At 69.2% G+C, this 20,085-nt stretch carries 20 protein-coding genes; 12 read left to right on the forward strand and 8 right to left on the reverse strand.

Features of this window, described 5'->3' with window-relative positions; genetic code table 11:
- The first annotated feature begins 2 nt into the window (after positions 1–2).
- Together BW730_RS00610 and BW730_RS00615 are read left to right on the forward strand one after the other, a co-directional pair.
- Positions 3–692: a ThuA domain-containing protein gene (locus BW730_RS00610; RefSeq protein WP_077684614.1), complete on the forward strand. Its 690-nt coding sequence runs from the start codon at positions 3–5 to the stop codon at positions 690–692.
- The gene (locus BW730_RS00615) at positions 677–1,771 is read left to right on the forward strand and encodes a Gfo/Idh/MocA family protein (protein WP_077684615.1); all 1,095 of its coding nucleotides are present in this window, start codon (positions 677–679) and stop codon (positions 1,769–1,771) included. The genes BW730_RS00610 and BW730_RS00615 overlap by 16 nt, the downstream gene beginning before the upstream one ends.
- Positions 1,772–1,790: 19 nt before the next feature.
- Here the strand turns inward: BW730_RS00615 and BW730_RS00620 are convergent, their stop codons facing one another.
- From BW730_RS00620 to BW730_RS00635, 4 genes are all read right to left on the reverse strand, one after another.
- Positions 1,791–2,213, reverse strand: coding sequence for a hypothetical protein (locus BW730_RS00620; RefSeq protein WP_077684616.1), 423 nt, complete (start codon positions 2,211–2,213; stop codon positions 1,791–1,793).
- 9 nt (positions 2,214–2,222) lie between these two features.
- The gene (locus BW730_RS00625; protein WP_077684617.1) at positions 2,223–2,801 is read right to left on the reverse strand and encodes an ArsR family transcriptional regulator; all 579 of its coding nucleotides are present in this window, start codon (positions 2,799–2,801) and stop codon (positions 2,223–2,225) included.
- A 70-nt stretch (positions 2,802–2,871) separates the two neighbouring features.
- Positions 2,872–3,171, reverse strand: coding sequence for a hypothetical protein (locus BW730_RS00630; RefSeq protein WP_145952657.1), 300 nt, complete (start codon positions 3,169–3,171; stop codon positions 2,872–2,874).
- A gap of 66 nt (positions 3,172–3,237) precedes the next feature.
- Positions 3,238–3,888, reverse strand: a complete 651-nt coding sequence (locus tag BW730_RS00635) for a hypothetical protein (protein ID WP_077684619.1) — start codon at positions 3,886–3,888, stop codon at positions 3,238–3,240.
- A 386-nt stretch (positions 3,889–4,274) separates the two neighbouring features.
- Here BW730_RS00635 and BW730_RS00640 point away from each other — a divergent pair, with 386 nt between their 5' ends.
- The 3 genes from BW730_RS00640 to BW730_RS00650 are packed head-to-tail and all read left to right on the forward strand — an operon-like array spanning position 4,275 to position 8,021.
- Positions 4,275–5,663 (forward strand): sugar transferase, encoded by a 1,389-nt coding sequence (locus BW730_RS00640; protein WP_226996931.1) that lies wholly within the window; start codon positions 4,275–4,277, stop codon positions 5,661–5,663.
- A 34-nt stretch (positions 5,664–5,697) separates the two neighbouring features.
- Complete coding sequence (locus tag BW730_RS00645; protein WP_077684621.1) at positions 5,698–7,026, forward strand: dipeptidase; 1,329 nt, start codon at positions 5,698–5,700, stop codon at positions 7,024–7,026.
- Positions 7,023–8,021 (forward strand): glycoside hydrolase family 76 protein, encoded by a 999-nt coding sequence (locus BW730_RS00650; RefSeq protein WP_077684622.1) that lies wholly within the window; start codon positions 7,023–7,025, stop codon positions 8,019–8,021. Before BW730_RS00645 ends, BW730_RS00650 begins: the two co-directional genes overlap by 4 nt.
- 11 nt (positions 8,022–8,032) lie before the next feature.
- On the opposite strand, the gene BW730_RS00655 is transcribed toward BW730_RS00650, so the two are convergent.
- Complete coding sequence (locus BW730_RS00655) at positions 8,033–8,455, reverse strand: NUDIX domain-containing protein (RefSeq protein WP_077684623.1); 423 nt, start codon at positions 8,453–8,455, stop codon at positions 8,033–8,035.
- A 76-nt stretch (positions 8,456–8,531) separates the two neighbouring features.
- Here BW730_RS00655 and BW730_RS00660 point away from each other — a divergent pair, with 76 nt between their 5' ends.
- The 3 genes from BW730_RS00660 (at position 8,532) to BW730_RS00670 (ending at position 12,910) form a co-directional block, all read left to right on the forward strand.
- On the forward strand, positions 8,532–10,013 hold the full coding sequence (locus tag BW730_RS00660) for an aspartate ammonia-lyase (RefSeq protein WP_193432354.1): 1,482 nt from the start codon (positions 8,532–8,534) through the stop codon (positions 10,011–10,013).
- A gap of 4 nt (positions 10,014–10,017) precedes the next feature.
- A complete protein-coding gene (locus BW730_RS00665; protein WP_158522436.1) occupies positions 10,018–11,373 on the forward strand; it encodes a M28 family peptidase in 1,356 nt (451 codons plus the stop codon).
- A 106-nt stretch (positions 11,374–11,479) separates the two neighbouring features.
- On the forward strand, positions 11,480–12,910 hold the full coding sequence (locus tag BW730_RS00670) for a M28 family peptidase (RefSeq protein ID WP_077684626.1): 1,431 nt from the start codon (positions 11,480–11,482) through the stop codon (positions 12,908–12,910).
- 3 nt (positions 12,911–12,913) lie between these two features.
- Here the strand turns inward: BW730_RS00670 and BW730_RS00675 are convergent, their stop codons facing one another.
- From BW730_RS00675 to BW730_RS00685, 3 genes are all read right to left on the reverse strand, one after another.
- Positions 12,914–13,168, reverse strand: coding sequence for an HPr family phosphocarrier protein (locus tag BW730_RS00675; RefSeq protein ID WP_077684627.1), 255 nt, complete (start codon positions 13,166–13,168; stop codon positions 12,914–12,916).
- A gap of 89 nt (positions 13,169–13,257) precedes the next feature.
- On the reverse strand, positions 13,258–14,880 hold the full coding sequence (locus BW730_RS00680) for a glycoside hydrolase family 13 protein (RefSeq protein WP_077684628.1): 1,623 nt from the start codon (positions 14,878–14,880) through the stop codon (positions 13,258–13,260).
- A complete protein-coding gene (locus BW730_RS00685) occupies positions 14,877–15,866 on the reverse strand; it encodes a LacI family DNA-binding transcriptional regulator (RefSeq protein ID WP_226996932.1) in 990 nt (329 codons plus the stop codon). Before BW730_RS00685 ends, BW730_RS00680 begins: the two co-directional genes overlap by 4 nt.
- A 381-nt stretch (positions 15,867–16,247) precedes the next feature.
- Here BW730_RS00685 and BW730_RS00690 point away from each other — a divergent pair, with 381 nt between their 5' ends.
- The 4 genes from BW730_RS00690 to BW730_RS00700 all read left to right on the forward strand — a co-directional run bounded on the left by BW730_RS00690 (position 16,248) and on the right by BW730_RS00700 (position 20,064).
- Entirely contained in the window at positions 16,248–17,513 is a 1,266-nt protein-coding gene (locus BW730_RS00690; RefSeq protein WP_077684629.1) for a sugar ABC transporter substrate-binding protein, read from the forward strand.
- A gap of 87 nt (positions 17,514–17,600) precedes the next feature.
- Positions 17,601–18,752: a maltose ABC transporter permease gene (locus tag BW730_RS00695; RefSeq protein WP_226996934.1), complete on the forward strand. Its 1,152-nt coding sequence runs from the start codon at positions 17,601–17,603 to the stop codon at positions 18,750–18,752.
- Positions 18,749–19,174, forward strand: a complete 426-nt coding sequence (locus BW730_RS18850; protein ID WP_226996936.1) for an ABC transporter permease subunit — start codon at positions 18,749–18,751, stop codon at positions 19,172–19,174. The genes BW730_RS00695 and BW730_RS18850 overlap by 4 nt, the downstream gene beginning before the upstream one ends.
- Positions 19,174–20,064 carry a sugar ABC transporter permease gene (locus BW730_RS00700; protein WP_077684630.1) on the forward strand — a complete coding sequence of 297 codons (891 nt, stop codon included), beginning with the start codon at positions 19,174–19,176 and terminating at the stop codon, positions 20,062–20,064. The genes BW730_RS18850 and BW730_RS00700 overlap by 1 nt, the downstream gene beginning before the upstream one ends.
- Positions 20,065–20,085: the final 21 nt, after the last annotated feature.

The raw sequence follows: 20,085 nt of genomic DNA on the forward strand, positions 1-20,085 counted from the left end.
TCATGTCGAGTCGAAGGTGTCTCATCGTCCGCGGCGGCTGGGAGGGGCACGACCCCGTCCGGACCACCGATTCCATCCTGACCTACCTCGAGGCGTCCGGCTTCGACGTGAACGTCGAGTCGTCCACCGAGGCGTACCTCGGCGACCTGGACTCTGTCGACCTCATCGTGCAGTGCGTCACCATGTCCACGATCGCCGACGCTGAGGTCGCGGCGCTGCGGGCCGCAGTGGAGCGCGGCACCGGCCTGGTCGGCTGGCACGGCGGAATCGCCGACTCGTTCCGCAACTCGGCCGACTACAACCAACTCATCGGCGGCCTCTTCGCCGCGCACCCAGGCAAGCCGGAGGAGCACCGGGTGGGGGACGAGACCGACAACTTCATCCGCCACACCATCGAACTCACCGACCTGGGCCGCGAGCACCCGATCACGGCAGGCCTCGACGACTTCGACCTCGAGACCGAGCAGTACTGGGTCCTCAGCGACGACCTCAACGACGTGCTCGCCACCACGACGCTTGCCGCCCGCCCGGGCGACCCGTGGAGCAGGCCGGTGACCTGCCCCGCGGTGTGGACCAGGTCGTGGGGCAAGGGGCGGATCGTCGTCGCAACGCCAGGGCACCGCCTCGAGGACGTCGAGGACCCGAACGTGCGCCAGATCATCGAGAGGGGCATCGCGTGGGCGAGCCGCTGAGGGTCGGCATCGTCGGCCTCGGCAACATCCTCGGCCAGTACCTCGACACGTTCGCCGCGCTGCCCGACGTGACGGTCGCCGCGGTCGCGGACCTCGACGCCGAGCGGGCCGCCGACGTCGCGGCCGACCTGAGCCGGACGCAGGGGGAGGCGGCCAGGGCGGTGACGCTCGAGGACCTGCTGAGCGCCGACGACGTCGACGTCGTGCTGAACCTGACCACCCCCGCCGCGCACGCCCGGGTCGCGCTGGCAGCCATCGCGGCGGGCAAGCCCGTCTACGGCGAGAAGCCCCTCGCCGCGACCATGGCGGAGGCGGCCGAGGTGATGCGTGCCGCCGAGGCGCGCGGCGTCGACGTGCTCTGCGCGCCGGACACGGTGCTCGGCGTCGGCATCCAGACCGCCAGGAGGGCCGTCGACGACGGCCTCATCGGTGAGCCGGTCGCGGCGACCGCCACCATGGTCACGCCCGGCCATGAGGCCTGGCACCCGAACCCGGACTTCTACTACCTGCCCGGAGGCGGCCCGCTGATGGACATGGGCCCCTACTACGTCACGGCCCTGGTGCACCTGCTCGGCCCCGTCGTCTCGGTCGTCGGCGTCGGGTCCCGTAGCCGCGCGGCGCGCACCGTCGCGTCCGGCCCGCGGGCCGGGGAGTCGTTCCCCGTCGAGGTCGACACGCACGTCACCGGCGTGCTGAGCCACGCCTCGGGCGCCGTCGCGACACTGGTGATGAGCTTCGACGCCGTCGCCACCGCCTCGTCGCACCTGGAGGTCCACGGCACCGCGGGCAGCCTCGCGGTGCCCGATCCCAACCAGTTCGACGGTGAGGTCCGGCTGGCGCCGCTCGGCGGTGACGGCTTCGCGGCGATCCCCCCGTCGGCGGGCTACGTCGAGGCGGGGCGCGGCATCGGCCTGTTCGACTGGGCCGAGAACCGGCCCAGCGCCCCGCGCGTCTCGGGCGAGGTCGGGCTGCACGTGCTGGAGATCATGGAGTCGCTGCTGAAGAGCGACGGTCGCACCATCGCGCTCGGCAGCACCGCTGCGCGGCCCGACCCGGTGCCCCTCACGATGTGTCGCTGACCCAGCACTGACGGTCGGCTCAGGCCGCGAGGAGGTCGTCGAGTTCCGCCGCGAACTCCCAGGCGGCCTCCACGTCCTCCATGGTCGCGCCGGGTCGCTTCTCGGAGCCGTACTCGGTCGCGTTGCGCACCAGTCGCAGCCACTCGAAGCCCGCCGGGTCGAAGCCCTTCAGGAGTTTCTGGGCGGCCTGCGCCGTCGCGGCGTGCGACCCGGCGCTCTTGGCGCGGAGGCCGTGCTCCAGCAGCAACGCCGTCAACTGCTTGCGGATCGCGTCGTAGGCGAGCGAGAACGCCCCGGCCACATCCGTGTGGCCGATCATCCGGGAACTGGCCAGGTGTGCCCGCGCCTGGTCGCGCAGCACCTGGGCCTGCGCCGGATCGGCCGCCACCGTCTCGATGCGGCGTTCCTTGATGAGGTCGGCCAGGTCGTCTCGTACCGCCATGGCCCGAGACTACGGGACCGCGAGCGCCACGAGGGGAGACTTCTTGACGGTGCGGGTGAAGCCCTGCGTCGGCTCGACCCACTCGGATGGGGAGAGGACCGTGAGGTTCACGTCGCGCCGCAGCGCGGCGGTCGCCTCCGCCTGGAGCCTCGCCGCGGTGCGCCTGGACACGGCGCCGATCAGCAGCACGTCCACGTCCTCGGGGAATGGCCCCGGCTCCCCGAGCCTGCGCGCGGCCCAGGACCCGTAGACGAACGCCTCATCGAGACCCTTGGTCCCGCGCAGCAGCCCCGGCAGCACCGCGGTCGGGCCGTAGCTGAGCGTGAGCAGTTCCGTCAGGGCGGGAGCAAGCGGATGCTCTGGATCCGCGGCGACGAGGCGGGCCCTGCCGATCCGCCGCTCGCGCAGCAGGCCGGCCTCGGAGAGCCGCCCCACCTCGGTGTGCACGGTGGTCAGCCCGGCGCCGAGCCGGGTCGCCAGGTCGGTGAGCGTGGACTCCTGCCCTGGATGCAGAAAGAGTTCCGCCAGCAACTCGCCCTGCAGGTCGGAGCGCAGCAGCGGCGCGAGCAACGGCGGACGGATCTTCACATAGACAGAATACAACTTCTGCTTATCCGAAGATAGGAGCGGTGGTCGAGGCTTCCGAGGGCCCTGGGGGTCAGGCGGTCACGAGCATCACGATCAGTGCAGCCGCGATGACCGCGTAGCCGACGAACGACCACACGAAGGCGCGCGGCCGGGCCGACAGTGGGAACGCCCATGGCAGCGCGATCGCGGTCAGCAGGCCGAAGATCAGGCAGGCGAAGGTCCCGAAGATCAGCACATAGCCGTGCGGGTCGGGACCGAAGTGGAGCCGACTCACGAAGACGCTGACGAGCACCCACAGGAACGGCACCCCGACGACCACGGCGAGCACCACGCCGACGATGCGCGAGGCAGGCCATCTGGTGGTTGACAACGGTTCATCCATGCCCAAGCGTGACACACGCGAGGATCGTCCGCTCCGCGCGCAGTCGCGGCCGCGTCAGCCCTCGCCGGGAACAGCCAGCCCCCACCCTCGGAGCAGATCGTCGATCGCGTCGAGCTCGCCCCGCTCATGCCAGGCGAGGCGGCGCAGCACCTTGGTTGCGGTCCATACCTCGCCCCCGGACTCGCGGTGCGCCCGCGGGTCGAGGCGTGCGAGTGCCAGCAGCACGTGAGCCAGCGACGCCTCCAACTCGGCTGCGAGCGTCGCCTGCCTCTCGCGGCCGGGCAGGCCGAGGGCCGGCAGGTAGTAGCGCGACTCAGCATCGGTGATGTGCCACAGCGTCTGGGAAATGGTGCGCCACCGGGCCCAGTCGGGCAGTTCCCGGCGCGGATCGTCGCGCTCCAGCACCTCCGTCGGCAGCGACCCGAGGATCCGAAGTGCACGGAGGCGCTGCCGGGCGAGGATCGCCGCCGTGGCGGCGGCCTCGGTGGCCGAGGCAGGCCGACGATCGCGATCGAAGGCCCCCTCATCCCCGACGATCGTCTCGACGACCTTGGCCGCACCGTGGGTCGACTCCCAGGCGGCCACCGCGTCGTCCGCGGTGCGGGCCTGGACGCAGACACCCCAGAGGTCGAGGTCGAAACACCAGACGGCTGCCCCATCCGACGCCGCCATCCTGACCCCGGACTCCACGTAGATCTGTCGCATCCCACCACCATGCCATCCGCGCCGACGGCGCCGCCACTGGCGCGGCTTCGCGGACCCGTCAGCACTTGCAGTTGGCGCCCTCGGCGGTGGTTCCCACCCCACGGGTCGACCCTTCCGGCGTGTCGGCGCCGGCGAATATCGCCGCTGGTCACAGCCGAGACAACGCTGTTTGCGCTCAGCTGAGCGGGAAGAAATGGTCTGGCCAGAAGCCGTGGAGCAAACCCCTTGCTTGAGACCTCTCAAAGTGTGAGAATTGCGCCTTCGAGCGGTTCACGCGACAGCTGGGGGGCTGTCGTTGTGCGCTCTAGGGGGACGTTGCCATGGTCGCAGCGGAATTGGAGTTTCCCGTCGCACAGACGCGGCTGGGTGACTCCCTAGCAAGATTCGTGCAGGGAAATCAACGGCGGCAGCATGCCCTGCTCGCCATCGCGGACGGGATCGTCATCGTCTCCGTCGCGACCGTCGCGTTCACACTGCGCTTCGGATGGGGCCAGCGAGGCGAACTGCCATGGTGGCTGTTTGCCTTCCTGCCCTTGGCTTGGCTGCTGGTGCTGGTGGCCTTCGGCGCGTACTCGCTGCATCACCTGCGCTCCGGCATGGAGGAGTACCAGCGCGTCGCCACCGCGTCGCTGACGCTGGCGGGCTGCATCGGCATCGGGTGCTACCTGTTCAACCAGGACCTGTCGCGCGCCTTCTTCGTGCTCACCTTCCTCGGCGGGGCCTCGCTCCTGCTCCTGCTGCGCCACGGCAGGCGAAGGCTGTTCAACAGGCTCCGCGTCCGCGGCGTGCTCAACTCGCCCGTCGTCGTGGTGGGGACCCCGAGCCACATCGACTCGATCTCGAGGGTGCTGCGCAGGGAGAAGTGGCTCGGCTACGACATCGTGGGGGCGCTCACCACGAGCGATATCCCGGAGACGCCGGGCGGGCTTCCCGTCCTCGGCCAGGTCGAGGACGTGACGGAACTGGTGCGGCGCCTCCCGCTGAGGGCGGTGATCTTCGCAGAGGGTTCCTTTCAGGACGGTCAGCAGTTCAAGCGCGTGGCGTGGGAGATGGAGAAGCTCTCCACGGAGATGATCGTGGTGCCCGCGGTGACCGACATCTCGGCAGGCAGGTTGGCGACCCGACCGGTCGGCGGGCTGCCGCTGGTGCACGTGGAGCGGCCACATGCCCTCGAGGCGTCCCGGTGGGGGAAGCGGGCCTTCGACATCGTCGGCTCGTCACTGCTGCTGTTGGCCTCTGCCCCGATCGTCGCGGCCGCGGCGCTTGCCATCAAGCTTGAGGACGGGGGGCCGGTGTTCTTCCGGCAGACCCGGGTCGGCCGGATGGGCCAGGAGTTCGAGTGCTTCAAGATGCGGTCGATGGTCACCGACGCCGAGGCGAGGAAGGCGGCGCTCGAGTCGGCCAACGAGGGAGCAGGGGTGCTGTTCAAGATGGCCAAGGATCCCCGCATCACGAAGGTCGGGGCGTTCATCCGCCGCTTCTCGGTGGACGAACTGCCGCAGTTCCTCAACGTGCTGCGCGGCGACATGAGCCTGGTCGGGCCGCGCCCCGCGCTGCCCCGGGAGGTGGCGCTGTACGACCGCGACACCGTCCGACGGCTTGACGTGAGGCCAGGCCTCACCGGCTTGTGGCAGGTGTCCGGCCGCTCCGACCTGCCATGGGATGAGACGGTGCGCCTCGACGTCTACTACGTCGACAACTGGTCGATGCTGCAGGACATCGTCATCATCGCGAGGACGGCGAGCGCGGTGCTCAGCTCTCGAGGGGCGTACTGAAACGGGGGCGCATGGCTGTCGGTAGGCTGGCTTCATGAGCCTCACCGATGCCGTCAACCATGCGATGCCCTCCGTCCTGAGTGACCTGAAGCGCCTCATCACCATCCCGTCGATCTCGTCCCAGCCGGAGCATGACGACGATGTCCTCGCCGCCGCGGACATGGTCGCCGAACTGCTCCGCGGGGCCGGCTGCCCAGACGTTCGGTTCCTCGAGGTCGCGGGAGGCAAGCCCGCCGTGCTCGGTCACTACCCCGCGCCAGAGGGGCAGCCGACCGTCCTGCTGTACGCGCACTACGACGTGCAGCCCACCGGCGACGTCGAGCAGTGGACCTCGCCTGCCTTCTCGCCGGATGAGCGCGAGGGCCGCCTCTACGCCCGCGGCTCGGCCGACGACAAGGGCGGCATCGCGGTGCACCTCGGGGTGCTGCGCTCGTTCCTCGGAGCGCCGCCCGTCGGCGTCAAGATCTTCATCGAGGGTGAGGAGGAGATCGGCTCACCCACCATCCCGGCGCTGCTCGAGCGCTTCGGCGACGAGCTGAAGGCCGACGTCTTCGTCATCGCGGACGCCGTCAACTGGAAGGTCGGCGAGCCAGCCCTCACGTCGACTCTCCGCGGCGTGGTCGACGCGGTCGTGACGGTCTCAACGCTCGAGACGGGCCTCCACTCCGGCCAGTTCGGCGGTGTGGTCCCCGACGCGTTGACCAGCCTGTGTCGGCTGCTGGCGACCCTGCACGACGAGCGCGGCAACGTGGCGATCGAGGGCCTGCTGACCGCTCCGGACCCGGAGGTCGAGTACGACGAGGATCGGCTCCGTCAGGAGACCGGCATCCTGGACGGCGTCGAATGGATCGGCGACGGCATGGCGTCGGCGCGGATGTGGACCAAGCCCTCCGCCTCGGTGCTCGCCATCGACGCCACGCCGGTCAAGGACGCCTCCAACACGCTGATCCCGAGCGCAAGGGCAAAGGTCAGCGTGCGGATCGCCCCCGGGGACGACGCCAAGCGGGCCACCGCGGCGTTGCGCGATCACCTGGTGAACAACGCCCCCTGGGGGGCGAAGGTGACGGTCGAGCCCGGCCAGGGCGGCTCCGGTACCACCATCGACCTCAGCAGCGACAAGGCACAGGCGGCGTTGTCGTCGTTCAAGGAGGCGTTCGGGGTGGACGCGGTCCAGATCGGCACCGGCGGCTCCATCCCGATCGTGGCCGAGTTCGCGGAACTCAACCCCGACGCCGTCTTCCTGCTGACCGCGGTCGTCGACCCGACCTCCCGGATGCACGGCATCGACGAGTCCCTCGACCTCGCCGACCTGCACAAGGCGACCCTCGCGGAGGCGTTGCTGCTGCAGAACCTGGCCCGGTGAGTCAGGCCCGCGCGGACGAGGCGGCACGCAGCGTCCTGGAGGCCTTCCTCCAGCGCCCCATGAGCGTGCCCTACCTGCGGCTCGGTGCGGTGCAACGCCCCAAGGCGCCGCTGCGGCGCTGGGACTACTGGTGGCAGGCCCACCTGCTCGACTGCCTCGTCGACGCGCGGCTGCGTGGCTCGCGACTGGTCGACCAGGGCCTGATCAACCGCCAGTTGACCGGCATCTGGGTGCGCAACGGGTTCAGATACCGCAACCACTACTTCGACGACATGGCCTGGCTCTCGCTCGCGGCGCAGCGCGCAGGCTCGCGCCGGGTCCGGCTCCGGAAGCGGCTCGAGTCGGCGCTCACCCCCGACTTCGGCGGTGGATCGTTCTGGCGCACCGACCGCGAGTACAAGGCGACGGCGGCCACCGGGCCGATCTCGCTCTTCCTGGCGCGCGCGGGGCAGCGGCGTCAGGCGGCCGACCTGTTGCGCTGGCTGCGCCTGGTACTCGCCGACGAGTCGGGCCTGTTCCGAGACGGCATTCGGCTCAGCAACGGGGTCCCCGAGGTGACCAGGTGGGTGTTCACCTACAACCAGGGCCCGGCGCTCGGCACCATGCTCGAACTGGGTGACGACGCCAACCTTGCCGCCGCGGCCAGACACATCGCGGCGGTGGGCGAGCACCTGGTGAGGCCGGCCAGCCGGGTGCTGATCACGCACCAGTCCGGCGACGGCGGCCTGTTCACTGGCATCCTGACCCGCTACCTTGCGCTCGCCGCCAACGACAGCCGACTGCCGGATGGCACCCGCGCGCTGGCCGGGGATCTGGTGGCGGCGACCGCGGAGAACCTGTGGCGGGGCCGGGAGCATCGCGGGTTCCGCGGCCGGGTGGTGACGGTGTTCCCGCAGGACACCTCGCTGAAGCCGCCGGTCCACACCGACGTCGTGGAACTCTCCACGCAGTTGCAGGCATGGATGGCGCTGGAGGCCGCCGCGACCCTCCGCTGATGCGTCGGTGCTCAGCCGGGCACCTCGTCCCACCAGAGCGACCCCGACGAAGGCCGGGCCAGCACCGCGGGAAGCCAAGGCAGGATGTCGACGGGCGGCGCGTCCGGGGCGAACCAGCCCACCTCGGAGGTGCCCTCCAGTGGCGTCGGGTCGCCCGCCCAGCGGTCTGCGACAAGCAGGATGTTGAACCCGGACGCCCCGGCGACGCTCCAGCGCTGCACGCCGTGCACCGTCAGGTCCTCGGGTGCGATCTGCACGCCAACCTCCTCTGCGGCCTCTCGCGCGCCCGCCTGCGCGACCGACTCGCGTGGCTCGACGTGTCCGCCGGGCAGGTTCCAGAGCCCGTCCGCCAGGGCGGTGCCGGCGCGGCGCCCCAGCAGTACCCGGCCGTCGCCGTCGCGCACCATCACCCAGGCGAGCAGTTCGATCTCCATGCTCTACACCTATCAGAGCCGCCGCCGGTGCCCGGGTAGGCCTGCGCGGCGACCCCCAATCGGTACGGTGGCACCCATGGTGCGAATCGAGAGGGATTCCCTCGGAGAGCTCGAAATCCCCGACGACGTGTACTGGGGCATCAACACGGCGAGGGCCATCGAGAACTTCCGGATCAGCAGGCGAAAGATCAACGTGTACCCCGACCTGCTGGTCGCCTACGCGCAGGTCAAGCAGGCGGCCGCGCGCGCCAACAGCGAGATCGGCGTCCTCGACGCGGAGCGGGCCGACCTGATCGACCGCGCGGCGCAGGACATCATCGACGGCAGGTTGCGCGACCAGTTCGTGGTGGGCGTCATCCAGGGCGGCGCGGGGACCTCCACCAACATGAACGTCAACGAGGTGATCGCGAACCGCGGCCTGGAGCTCGCGGGCCGACCCTTCGGCGACTACCAGTACCTCTCGCCCAACGACCACGTGAACCGGTCGCAGTCGACGAACGACACCTACCCGAGCGCCGTCAAGCTGAGCCTCGTCTACTCGATGACCCGGCTCATCGTCGAGTTGCGGCTGCTGCGCAACTCCTTCGCCGCGAAGGGCCGCGAGTTCCGCGAGGTGCTCAAGGTGGGCCGCACCCAGTTGCAGGACGCCGTGCCCATGACCCTCGGCCAGGAGTTCTGGGGCTTCTCCACCACCATCGGCGAAGACCTCGACCGGCTCGAGGACGTCCGCCAACTGCTCTGGACGCTGAACCTGGGTGCGACCGCGATCGGCACCGGCATCACTGCTCCGCCCGACTACGCGCCTGCGGTGCTGCGGCACCTGCGCGAGATCACCGGCCTGGAGCAGCTCGCCAACGCCAAGGACCTGATCGAGGCCACTAGCGACACCGGCGTGTTCCTGTCGTTGTCCTCGGTGCTGAAGCGCTCCGCGATGCGGCTGTCGAAGATCGCCAACGATCTCAGGCTGCTCAGCTCCGGCCCGCAGGTCGGGCTGGACGAGATCAACCTGCCGGCAAAGCAGGCCGGCTCCTCGATCATGCCCGGCAAGGTCAACCCCGTCATCCCCGAGGCCGTCAACCAGGTCGCCTTCATCATCGCGGGCGCCGACGTCACCGTCTCGATGGCCTCCGAGGCGGGCCAGCTCCAGCTCAACGCGTTCGAGCCGGTGATGGCGCACGTGCTGCTGCAGAACGCCACCTGGCTGCGGCGGGCGGTGCGCACGCTGCGGATCAACTGCATCGACGGGATCACGGCCAACGAGGAAAGGCTGCGCGCGAACGTCGACGCCTCCGTAGGGGTCGTCACGGCGCTGACCCCGCGGATCGGGTACGCCGCGGCGGCCCGCCTCGCGAAGCGGGCGCTCCACGACGGAGAGTCGATCCGCGAGCTCGTGCTCGACGAGGACCTGATGGCGCCCGATGAGCTCGACGAGATGCTCGACCCGGCGGCGCTGTCGGGCGGCCTGTTCGACACGGGACCGCTGCCCGCCATGACGCCCGAGGCGATCGCCTCGCTCGAGGCGGCATTGGATGAGGCGGACCGGGGGGATCGGGCCTGAGCGGATGAGACGACTTCTCCCCGCCGCGCTCGCCGCCGCCGCGCTGTTCGCCTGCACCTCCGAGGCGCCGCAGCCAAGCGAACCGGTGAGCCCGGCCCCGGCGTCCCAGGGGCCGTCGGAGGGGCCGTGGACGGGCGAACAGCTCACCGACAGGGTGTTCGCGCACCTTGAGGCCTTCCAGCGGATCGCCGACGGTAATGCAGGCACCCGCGCGCACGACACCTCCGGCTACGACGCGTCGCTTGACTACGCGGAGCAGAGCCTCGCCAGGGCGGGGTTCACCACCAGCAGACACACCAGCGAGGCAGTGGTCGAGGAGAACAGCACCGCGGCGGTGCGGGTGGTCCAGGGCACCCAGGTCGACCTCGGCACGGTCGAACCGATGACCCGCACGCCGGGGGGCGAGGCGACCGCCCCCGTAGCGCTCACCACGGACCCGCTCGGCTGCACCCTCGACGACTACGCCGCGGCCAAGGGAGCCGTCGTGCTCGTGCAGCGAGGCAGGTGCCCGTTCACCGAGAAGTCGGCCCTCGCACACGAGGCGGGCGCACTCGCCCTGATCGTCTACAACGCTCCCGGACAGGGAGACCTGCGCGGCGAACTCGCCGACCGCGACGACCTCATCCCGAGCGTCGGGATCTCCGACGCGGCGGGCGCGGCCCTGGCGGCGGCCGCCTCCGAAGGTGGGATCGTGGTGCAGGTCACGGTCGAGGAGAGCCGCGAGACCATCCAGGTCACCAACCTGATCGCCGACTGGCCAGGAACCGGCGACGGTGACGTACTGGTCCTGGGGGCACACCTCGACTCGGTGCCCGCCGGCCCCGGCATCAACGACAACGCCTCCGGGGTGTCGCTCGCGTTGACGCTCGCCGAGCGCCTCGCCGCGGAGGGCCGGGCCGACGGCCTTCGCGTCGCGTTCTGGGGAGCGGAGGAACTCGGCCTTGTCGGCTCGGGCGCCTACGTGAAGTCGCTCAGCCAGGAGGAGGTCGGCAGGATCGCGGGCTACGTCAACCTCGACATGGTCGCCTCCACCAACGGCCTGATCGGCCTGTACGGCGCTGGGGCCCCGTTCGAGGCCTTCTCCGCTGAACTCGAACGCCACGACGTCGGCTACCAGGTGCTGAGCATCACCGGTGCCTCCGATCACGCCTGGTTCGAGAGCCTCGACATCGGGGTCGCCGGCTTCTACACCGGCGCTGGCGAGCCGCTCAGCGGCGACGAGGCGCAGCGTTTCGGGGCACCGCCGACGCCCCACGCGACCGGTGCTATCACCTCGCCTGCGACACCCTCGACGAGGTCTCAACGCCCCAGGTCCGCGAGCGCCTCGGCGACATCGCCGCCGCGGGCCTGGACGGCATGAGAGAACTGCTCGGCGACATCTGAGGCTGGCCGTTCGGGCAGGATCCGCGTTCCGGCCCCGCCGCCGAGCGGCGCCTGGTGGACGACCCTTGGCCCAGACTGGTGGGATGCGTCGACTCCCAGCACTAGCGCTGGCCTGCCTGGCCATCACCGGTTGCACCGCCGCGCCCGAGGAGCAACCGACCGCCAGCACCGGGTGGAGCCTCCCGAGCGCACCCGTCAGCGCCGCCGTCCCCACCGCGACCGTGGCCCCAGAGACCGCCAGCCCCAGCGCCCCGCCGCCAGTTACCCCCGGACCGCTCACCACCGCCGACGACTCGGCGCGCGCGTTCGACCACCTGACGAACCTGAGCGCCATCGCCGAGCGGCACGGCACCCGCACCACCGGCGGCGACGGCTACCCACCTGCCCTCGACTACGTGGACCTGACGCTGCGGCAGGCGGGCTTCGAGACAACACGCGAGACCTTCCTCTCCAACGAGGCAGTGGGCGCCTCCGACCTCGTTCTGGAGATCGGCGACCTCGACCTTTCGGGAACCCCGCTCGGTGGGAGCGCCTCGCAGGCGGAGCCGATCACCGCGCCCCTCGGCTTCCCCGCTACGCCGCAGGGCTGCTCGCCAGGAGACTTCGACGCCCTCGCGTCGTCCGTGGTGTTCCTCGAGGACGGCGGCTGCCCGCTGGAGCAGAAGGTTGCCGCCATGACGAAGGCCGGCGTCGCGGGCGTGATCGTCGCGGAACCTGAGGGTCAGGCCCCGCAGTGGCTGAGGGCAACCCGGGCCGACTTCCTGATGCTGTCCCTCGACGCCGAACAGGCCGCACGGGTCAAGGCGATGCGAGGGGAGGCGAAGCAGGTGAGGATGGGGGCCCGCGTCAGGTACGAGGTCGACGAGGGCGTCAACCTGTTCGCCACCTGGCCAGGGACCGGCGACGCGGGGGTCGTGATGATGGGGGCACATCTGGACGCGATCAGCCCGGGCGCCAATGACAACGGCTCGGGGGTCGCCACCGTGCTCGCACTTGCGGAGCGGCTCGCCGCTAACGGGAAGGCCGAGGGCCTGCAGGTCGCGATCTGGGACGCGGAGGAGCCAGGCGCGCTCGGCTCGATCTCCTTCGCCGACAGCAGGACCCCGGAACAGTGGAGCAGGATCTCCAGTTACGTGAACTTCGACATGGTCGCCTCGCCTAACGGTGTGCTCGGCCTGTTCGGCAACGGCGCGGCACTCAACAGCTTCGAGGAGGCAGGGAAGCGGCTCGGCATTGCCTACGAGTTGATCGAACTGGTCGGGATGACCGACTCCGAGCCGATCCGGATCGTCGGCGGCGTCGATGTGGTGGGGGTGCACACAGGCTCGGTGCAGGAGATCACGGCCGACCAGGCGCGGCGCTTCGGGAGCATCGAGGGGGAGGCTGCGGACCGCTGCTACCACATGTACTGCGACACCTTGGCGACGGTGAACACGCCGGCGGTCAGGCAGCGGTGGGGGCAGATCGCCCGACTCTCGCTGGCCGGGGTGGAGGACCTGCTGGCGAACAGCTGAGGATCAGCCGTCCAGGTTCTGCTCGATCATCGAGGCGATGGCCTCGACGGCCTCCCCGTTGTCCGACTCGACGGTGACGATCGCGCCCAGTTCGGCGCCGAGCGTCATGATCAACAGCGAGGACGCGGCATCGACGCCGTCGCCGTCGACCGAGAGGAAGATGTCGTCATCGAACTCACCGGCCGCGGCGGCGATCAGGGCTGCTGGACGGGCGTGCAGCCCGACGGTCGACCCCACCACGACGGTCTTGCTCGGCATGTTCGGGACTCCTCGACTTCTCGCGGGCGGCGTTGCCCTGCGGCTCGCATTCAGCATAGCCGCAGGGCACAAGGCGCTTCACCTCAGCGTCAGCGAACCGGGGTCAGCCACACGGTGGTGTCGGTGGGCAGCACGTCGCCGTCCAGATCGACGCTCGAGGCGATCACCCGGTAGCCCTCGGGCAGGGCGATCGGCTCGCCGAGGACGTTGGTCATCACCCGTACGTCCCCGTTGTCGAACGCCACCAACGCGTCGGGGCCCTCGACCCACTCGAGGGTGCCGCGACCGAGGCCGAGGTCCTTCCGCATCGCGAGAGCATCGTGGTAGAGCCGCCAGGTCGAGCCGGGGGTCGCCATCTGCTGGTCGGCCGCCAGGTCGCGGTACGACTCGGGTTGGGGCAGCCAGGTCTCGCCGTTGGGCGAGAAGCCGAGGCCTGGGGCGTCGGCGTTCCACGGCATCGGGATGCGGCAGCCGTCGCGACCGACGCGGGTGAACTCGGAGCGGAACCACGTCGGGTCCTGGCGCAGCGAGTCGTCCAGCGTGGTGTGCTCAGGCAGTCCGAGTTCCTCGCCCTGGTACAGGTATGCGGAGCCGGGCAGCGCCAGCATCATCAGCGTCGCGGCGCGGGCGCGGCGGGTGCCGATCTCGTTGTCTGGCTGCTCGTCGCGCTGGCCGAGGCCCTCGTGCGAGGCGCCGGGGTCCTGCAGGCCGAAGCGGCTCACGTGGCGCACGACGTCGTGGTTGCTGAGCACCCAGGTCGTCGGGGCGCCGACGGCGCGGTCTGCTGCCATCGTCTTGGTGATGACGTCGCGGTAGGCCTTCGCGTTCCAGCGGGAGTCGAGGAACTCGAAGTTGAATGCCGTGTGCATCTCGTCAGGGCGCAGATAGTTGGCCAGCCGCGTCGGGTCGGCGACCCAAGCCTCGGCGACCAGCGAGCGGTCGCCCTCGTAGCCGTCCAGGATCCTGCGCCAGCGGCGGTACACGTCGTGCACGCCGTCCTGGTCCCACATGGGGCCGGTCTCGCCGCTCAGCAGCGCCGCCTCGTGGTCCCAGTCGGGCAGGCCGTCGGCCTTGACGAGGGAGTGGGCCACGTCGATGCGGAACCCGTCGACGCCCTTGTCCAGCCAGAAGCGAAGGATGTCGTCGAAGCCCTCGCGAACCTTCTCGCTCGACCAGTCGAGGTCGGGCTGCTTCACGTCGAAGAGGTGGAGGTACCACTGCTCGGGGGTGCCGTCCGGACGCGTCAGCCGGGTCCAGCCCTTCCCTCCGAACACGGAGGTCCAGTTGTTGGGGCGGAGGCTGCCGTCCTCGCCGAGGCCGTCGCGGAACAGGTAGTAGTCGCGCTCGGGGGAGCCGGGCTCCGCCGCGATGGCCGCCTGGAACCAGCGGTGCTCGTCTGAGGTGTGGTTGGGGACCAGGTCGAGGATCACCTTGATCCCGAGGCCGTGGGCGGCCGTGATCAGGGCGTCAGCGTCGGCGATGTTGCCGAACATGGCGTCGACGTTCTCGTAGTCCGCCACGTCGTAGCCTGCGTCGGCCATCGGTGAGGTGTAGATCGGGGAAAGCCAGATCGCGTCGACACCGAGTTCGCTCAGATAGGGGAGCTTCTCGATGGCGCCGGGCAGGTCGCCGTAGCCGTCGCCGTTGGAGTCGGCGAAGGAGCGGGGGTAGATCTGGTAAATGACGGCGTCGCGCCACCACTCAGCGGTCATGTCACTGGTCCTGTCGATTGGCGGATGATGAGGTCGGGGTGGAAGAGCATCTCGGTCGAGTCGATGTGCTGACCTCCGATGCTAGCCAGCAGAGCATCGACGGCGGCCTTGCACATCGCGGAGACGGGTTGGCGGACCGTGGTCAGCGCCGGGTCGGTGAAGGCCATCAGGGACGAGTCGTCGTACCCGACGACCGAGAGGTCGCGCGGCACCTCGAGCCCGCGCGTGCGGGCCTCGCGGATGGCGCCGAGGGCCATCATGTCGGAGCCGCACACGATGGCGGTGTGCCCGGTGTCGAGCAGCCTGCTCGCCGCCGCCTGGCCGCCCTCGACGCTGAAGATCGTCGACACGACGCTCTCGCGTGGGAGGCCCTGCGCGGCGAAGGCGCGGATCTTGCGCTGCGTCGGCTGGTAGCGCTGCTGGCCGACGGACAGCCCGATCCGGGTGTGCCCGAGCGAGCGTAGGTGCGCAACGGAGGAGGCGATCGACTCGGCGTCTGAGCAGGAGAAGAAGGCGCCTGCGACCCGCGGGTCGTGCGCGTTGATGAAGACGGCTGGCACCCCGGCGGCGATCAACCGCTGGTACTGGTCCGGGGTGGCGAGCGAGTCGGCGAGGCTGCCGGACACGGAGATCAGCCCCGCGACCTCGATGCCCAGCAGGGTGTCGAGGTACTGCTCCTCGGTCATCCCTCCGGGGCCGGACGAGCACAGGAACATGTGCTGGCCTGCGGCGGCGAGTTGCAGCGCGAGTTCGTTGGCGAACGCCGCGAAGGTCGGGTTGCCAAGCTCGGGCACCATCACGGCGATCCGTGACTCGTGCTCGTGGGACCCGTCGACGGAGTGCCCCAGGCTCTCCATCGCGGCCATCACGCTGGCGCGGGTCGTGTCTGCGACCCCCGGTTTGTCGTTGAAGACGCGCGAAACGGTCGCCGTCGAGACGCCGGCCAACTCTGCGATGTCGGCCAGTTTGAGGCGGGCTGGGATCACGGCTGCTCCTCTCGGGGGGACGAGGCGTGCGCGGGTGGCAAATGTCATGGTGGCAGACGGTGACATGCGTCACGAGGGGGGTCGGGTTCACGGCCTCTCCTCTCCATCGAGCCTGTGCAGCCGTGTGGCTGATGCCATGTTTGCAGAACTGTACACAGCTTGCAATAGCCTTGCAGGACTCTCGGTGAAACTTGCAGGTGACTTCCCGTGTTCGAGGTTTGACCGCGCCTGGACCCGTCCTGCGCTGCTTGTAGGAGCCATAGTGCCTCGCGAATCCGTTACCGATTCGTTATGCAATCGGCTTGCAGCCTTTGCAAAATTCGTTACGATGAGTCCACACGGGTGGCACTGAAGCGGCCCGGGACGAACAAGGAGAAGCACATGCGCAAGAGCCTTATCGCCGTCGCAGCGGCCGGGCTTACCCTGTCGCTGGCCGCCTGTGGCGGTGGCACCCCCTCGAACACCGGCTCCCCGGCCACGACCGGCGGTGCCACCCCGGCCAGCCCGGCAGCCAGCCCTGAGGCCTCGGCGCCCGCCGGCTCGGGCAGCCTGACGATCTGGGTCGACGAGACCCGCATCGACGCCTTCAAGACGCTTGGTGACTCGTTCAGCAAGGCCACCGGCGTGACCCTGGACGTCGTCCAGAAGCCCTCGCAGGACATCAAGACCGACTTCATCGCTCAGGCCCCGACCGGTGAGGGCCCCGACCTGATCGTCGGCGCGCACGACTGGGTCGGCGACCTGCAGGCCAACGGCGTCATCTCGCCCGTCGAGCTCGGCGACAAGGCGAGCGGCTTCAACGAGCTCGCCATCAAGGGCTTCACCTACGACGGCCAGCTCTACGGCGTTCCCTACGCCATCGAGAACATCGCTCTCGTGCGCAACAACGGCATGGTCAAGGACACCCCGGCCACCTTCGACGAGCTGATCGCCCAGGGCAAGGCCGTCTCCGGCGCCGACTTCCCGATCGTCATCCAGCAGGGTCCCGACGGCGACGCCTACCACCTGTACCCGGTGCAGTCCTCCTTCGGCGCCCCGGTCTTCAAGACCGACGCCTCCGGCGCCTACACCGCTGAGCTCGGCATGGGCGGCCCCGAGGGCACCAAGTTCGCCGAGTACCTGAAGAAGCTCGCCGACGAGAAGGTCGTCTCGGCCTCCATCGGCGCCGACCAGGCAAAGCAGGCCTTCCTCGACCAGAAGACGCCCTACATGATCACCGGCCCCTGGAACGTCAAGCCGTTCCAGGATGCAGGCATCGACGTGTCGGTCCTCGCCGTTCCTTCGGCCGGTGGCCAGCCCGCCGCCCCGTTCCTCGGCGTCCAGGGCGTCTACCTGTCCTCGCAGTCGAAGAACGCACTCGTCGCGAACCAGTTCATCGAGTACATGACCACGCCCGAGGCGCAGGATGCCCTCTACGAGCTGGGTGGCCGCGAGCCCGCGCTGACCGAGTCCGCCGCCAAGGTCGACGACCCGATCCTCAAGGGCTTCGCCGAGGCTGGCAAGGACGGGCAGCCGATGCCCGCGCTTCCCGAGATGGGTGCCGTGTGGACGTTCTGGGGTGGCGCTCAGGTGAGCATCATCTCCGGCAAGGCCGATCCGGCCACCGCTTGGGCAGAGATGGTCAAGAACATCCAGGCCAAGTTCTGACAAAGTCCTAGTTAATGCTCAATACTGGGGGTCGGTGGCCGTCTGGCACCGGCCCCCAGTCATCGCAACGAAGCGAAGGAATGACTTGTGAGTAGCACTCCGACCAAGCAGTCGCCGAGGCTCTCCCACGCGCGCGACATCTCGCGCCCAGGCTTCTACGTGAAGCTCGTCCTGATGATGCTCGTCAACGCCCTCGGGCTCTACGGGATCATGGCCGCCTACGGCCAACAGGAATGGGGAGTCCTCGCCTTTCTTGCCATCACCCTGATCGTCGTCGACTTCGTCTATTTCACGAAGCGCGCGGTCCCGGCGAAGTACCTCGTCCCCGGGCTGATCTTCCTGATCGTGTTCCAGGTCTACGTGATGGTCAACACCGCCTACGTGGCGTTCACCAACTACGGCGACGGGCACAACGACGCCAAGGGCCCTGCGATCACGCAGATCATGAAGACCGCCGACCGGCGCGTCGAGGGCACCGACACCTTCCCGGTGACGGTGCTCGACCGTGACGGCGAGATCGAGTTCGGCATCGTCCAGGACGGCGAGGCGAAGGTCGGCAGCGCCACCCAGCCGCTGCAGTCGGTCGGCGACGCCACGGTGGCCGGTGACAAGATCACAGAGGTGCCCGGCGCGAAGGTGCTGAACCTCGGCGAGATCCAGCAACGTCAGGACGACGTCCTCGGCCTGCGCGTCTCGGTGACCGACGACCCCAACGACGGATGGCTTCGCACCGACAACGCGACCTTCGCCTACGTCGCGAAGTCGCTGCTGACCTACGACGCGGCGGCCGACACGTTCACCAACCAGGACGGCAAGGTCTTCCACGCCGACGCAAGCCGCGGCGAGTTCGTCGCGGACGACGGCTCGACGCTGACCCCCGGTTGGCGCGTTGTGGTCGGGTTCGACAACTTCAAGCAGATGTTCACCGACTCGCGGCTCAGCGGGCCGTTCCTGAAGTCGCTCGTGTGGACGTTCGCGTTCGCGATCCTCTCGGTGCTGACCACGTTCGCGCTTGGCCTGATCCTGGCGGTCGTGTTCAACGACAAGCGGGTCAAGGGCCGCACGTTCTACCGCGCCATGTTCATCCTTCCCTACGCATTCCCCGCGTTCCTCGCGGCGCTCGTCTGGCGCGGCCTGCTGAACAAGGACTTCGGCTTCATGAACCAGGTACTGCTCGGAGGCGCGGGCATCGACTGGCTCGGCGACGGGAATCTCGCGAAGCTGGCGATCCTCGGGTGAACCTGTGGCTCGGCTTCCCGTACATGTTCCTCGTCACCACCGGTGCGCTGCAGTCCATCCCTGGCGAGTTGCAGGAGGCGGCCGTGGTGGACGGAGCAGGACCCCTGCGGCGGTTCTTCTCCATCAACCTGCCGCTGCTGCTTGTCTCGGTCGCGCCGCTGCTGATCTCCAGCTTCGCGTTCAACTTCAACAACTTCTCGCTGATCTACATGCTCACCGGCGGCGGGCCGAACTACCCGGGGGCTCCGGCCCCGATCGGTGAGACCGACATCCTGATCTCGATGGTCTACGCCATCGCCTTCGAGGGTGGCAACAAGCAGTACGGCCTCGCCAGCGCCATGTCGATCACGATCTTCGTGGTGGTCGGCTTCATCTCGTGGCTCGGCTTCCGCCAGACCCGCAAGCTCGAGGAGATCATGTGATGGCCATGAAGAGGCTCGCAAATGGCGACAACGACGTCCGGCTCAGGGGCGGACGCTGGTGGGCACAGGTCGGCTGGAAGCACGTCTTCGCCGTCCTGATGATCATCTACTGCATCTTCCCGCTGCTCTACGTGCTGTCGGCCTCGCTCAACCCGAACGGCACCCTGACCGGCTCCGTGAGGCTGTTCAGCGCGTTCACGGGCAAGCACTACGCCGACCTGATGGCGAGCGACTTCCCCAAGTGGATGCTCAACTCCTTCATCGTCAGCTCGGTCACCGCCGTCGGCACCGTGGTGATGGGCGCCGCTGCCGCATACGCGTTCAGCAGGTTCCGCTTCAAGGGCCGCCGCGGCGGCCTGACGGCGCTGCTGATCATCCAGATGTTCCCGCAGATGCTCGCCTTCGTCGCGATCTTCCTGCTGGTTCTGACGCTCGGCAAGATCTTCCCCTTCCTGGGGATCGGGTCGAACCTGACGCTGATCAGCGTCTACCTCGGCGGTGCGCTCGGCGCCAACACGTTCCTGATGTACGGCTTCTTTAACACGATCCCCATCGAGATCGACGAGGCGGCCCGCATCGACGGCGCGACGCACTCCCAGATCTTCTGGGGCATCATCATGAGGCTGGTCACGCCGATCCTCGCGGTCGTCGGCCTGCTCAGCTTCGTCGGCTCCTACGGCGAGTTCATCCTCGCCAAGCTCGTCCTGGCCCGCCCCGAGAACTACACCCTCGCGGTCGGCCTGTACGTGTGGGGCTCCGACGAGCGCAACGCCCCGTGGGCGCTGTTCGCGGCTGGTGCGGTGATCGCGGCCATCCCGATCATCCTGCTGTTCATGTACCTGCAGAAGTACATCGTCTCCGGCCTGACGGCAGGCGGCGTCAAGGGCTGATCTTGAGAGCGACGGCGGCGG

The sequence above is a fragment of the Tessaracoccus aquimaris genome, from assembly GCF_001997345.1.
Classification (GTDB): domain Bacteria; phylum Actinomycetota; class Actinomycetes; order Propionibacteriales; family Propionibacteriaceae; genus Arachnia; species Arachnia aquimaris.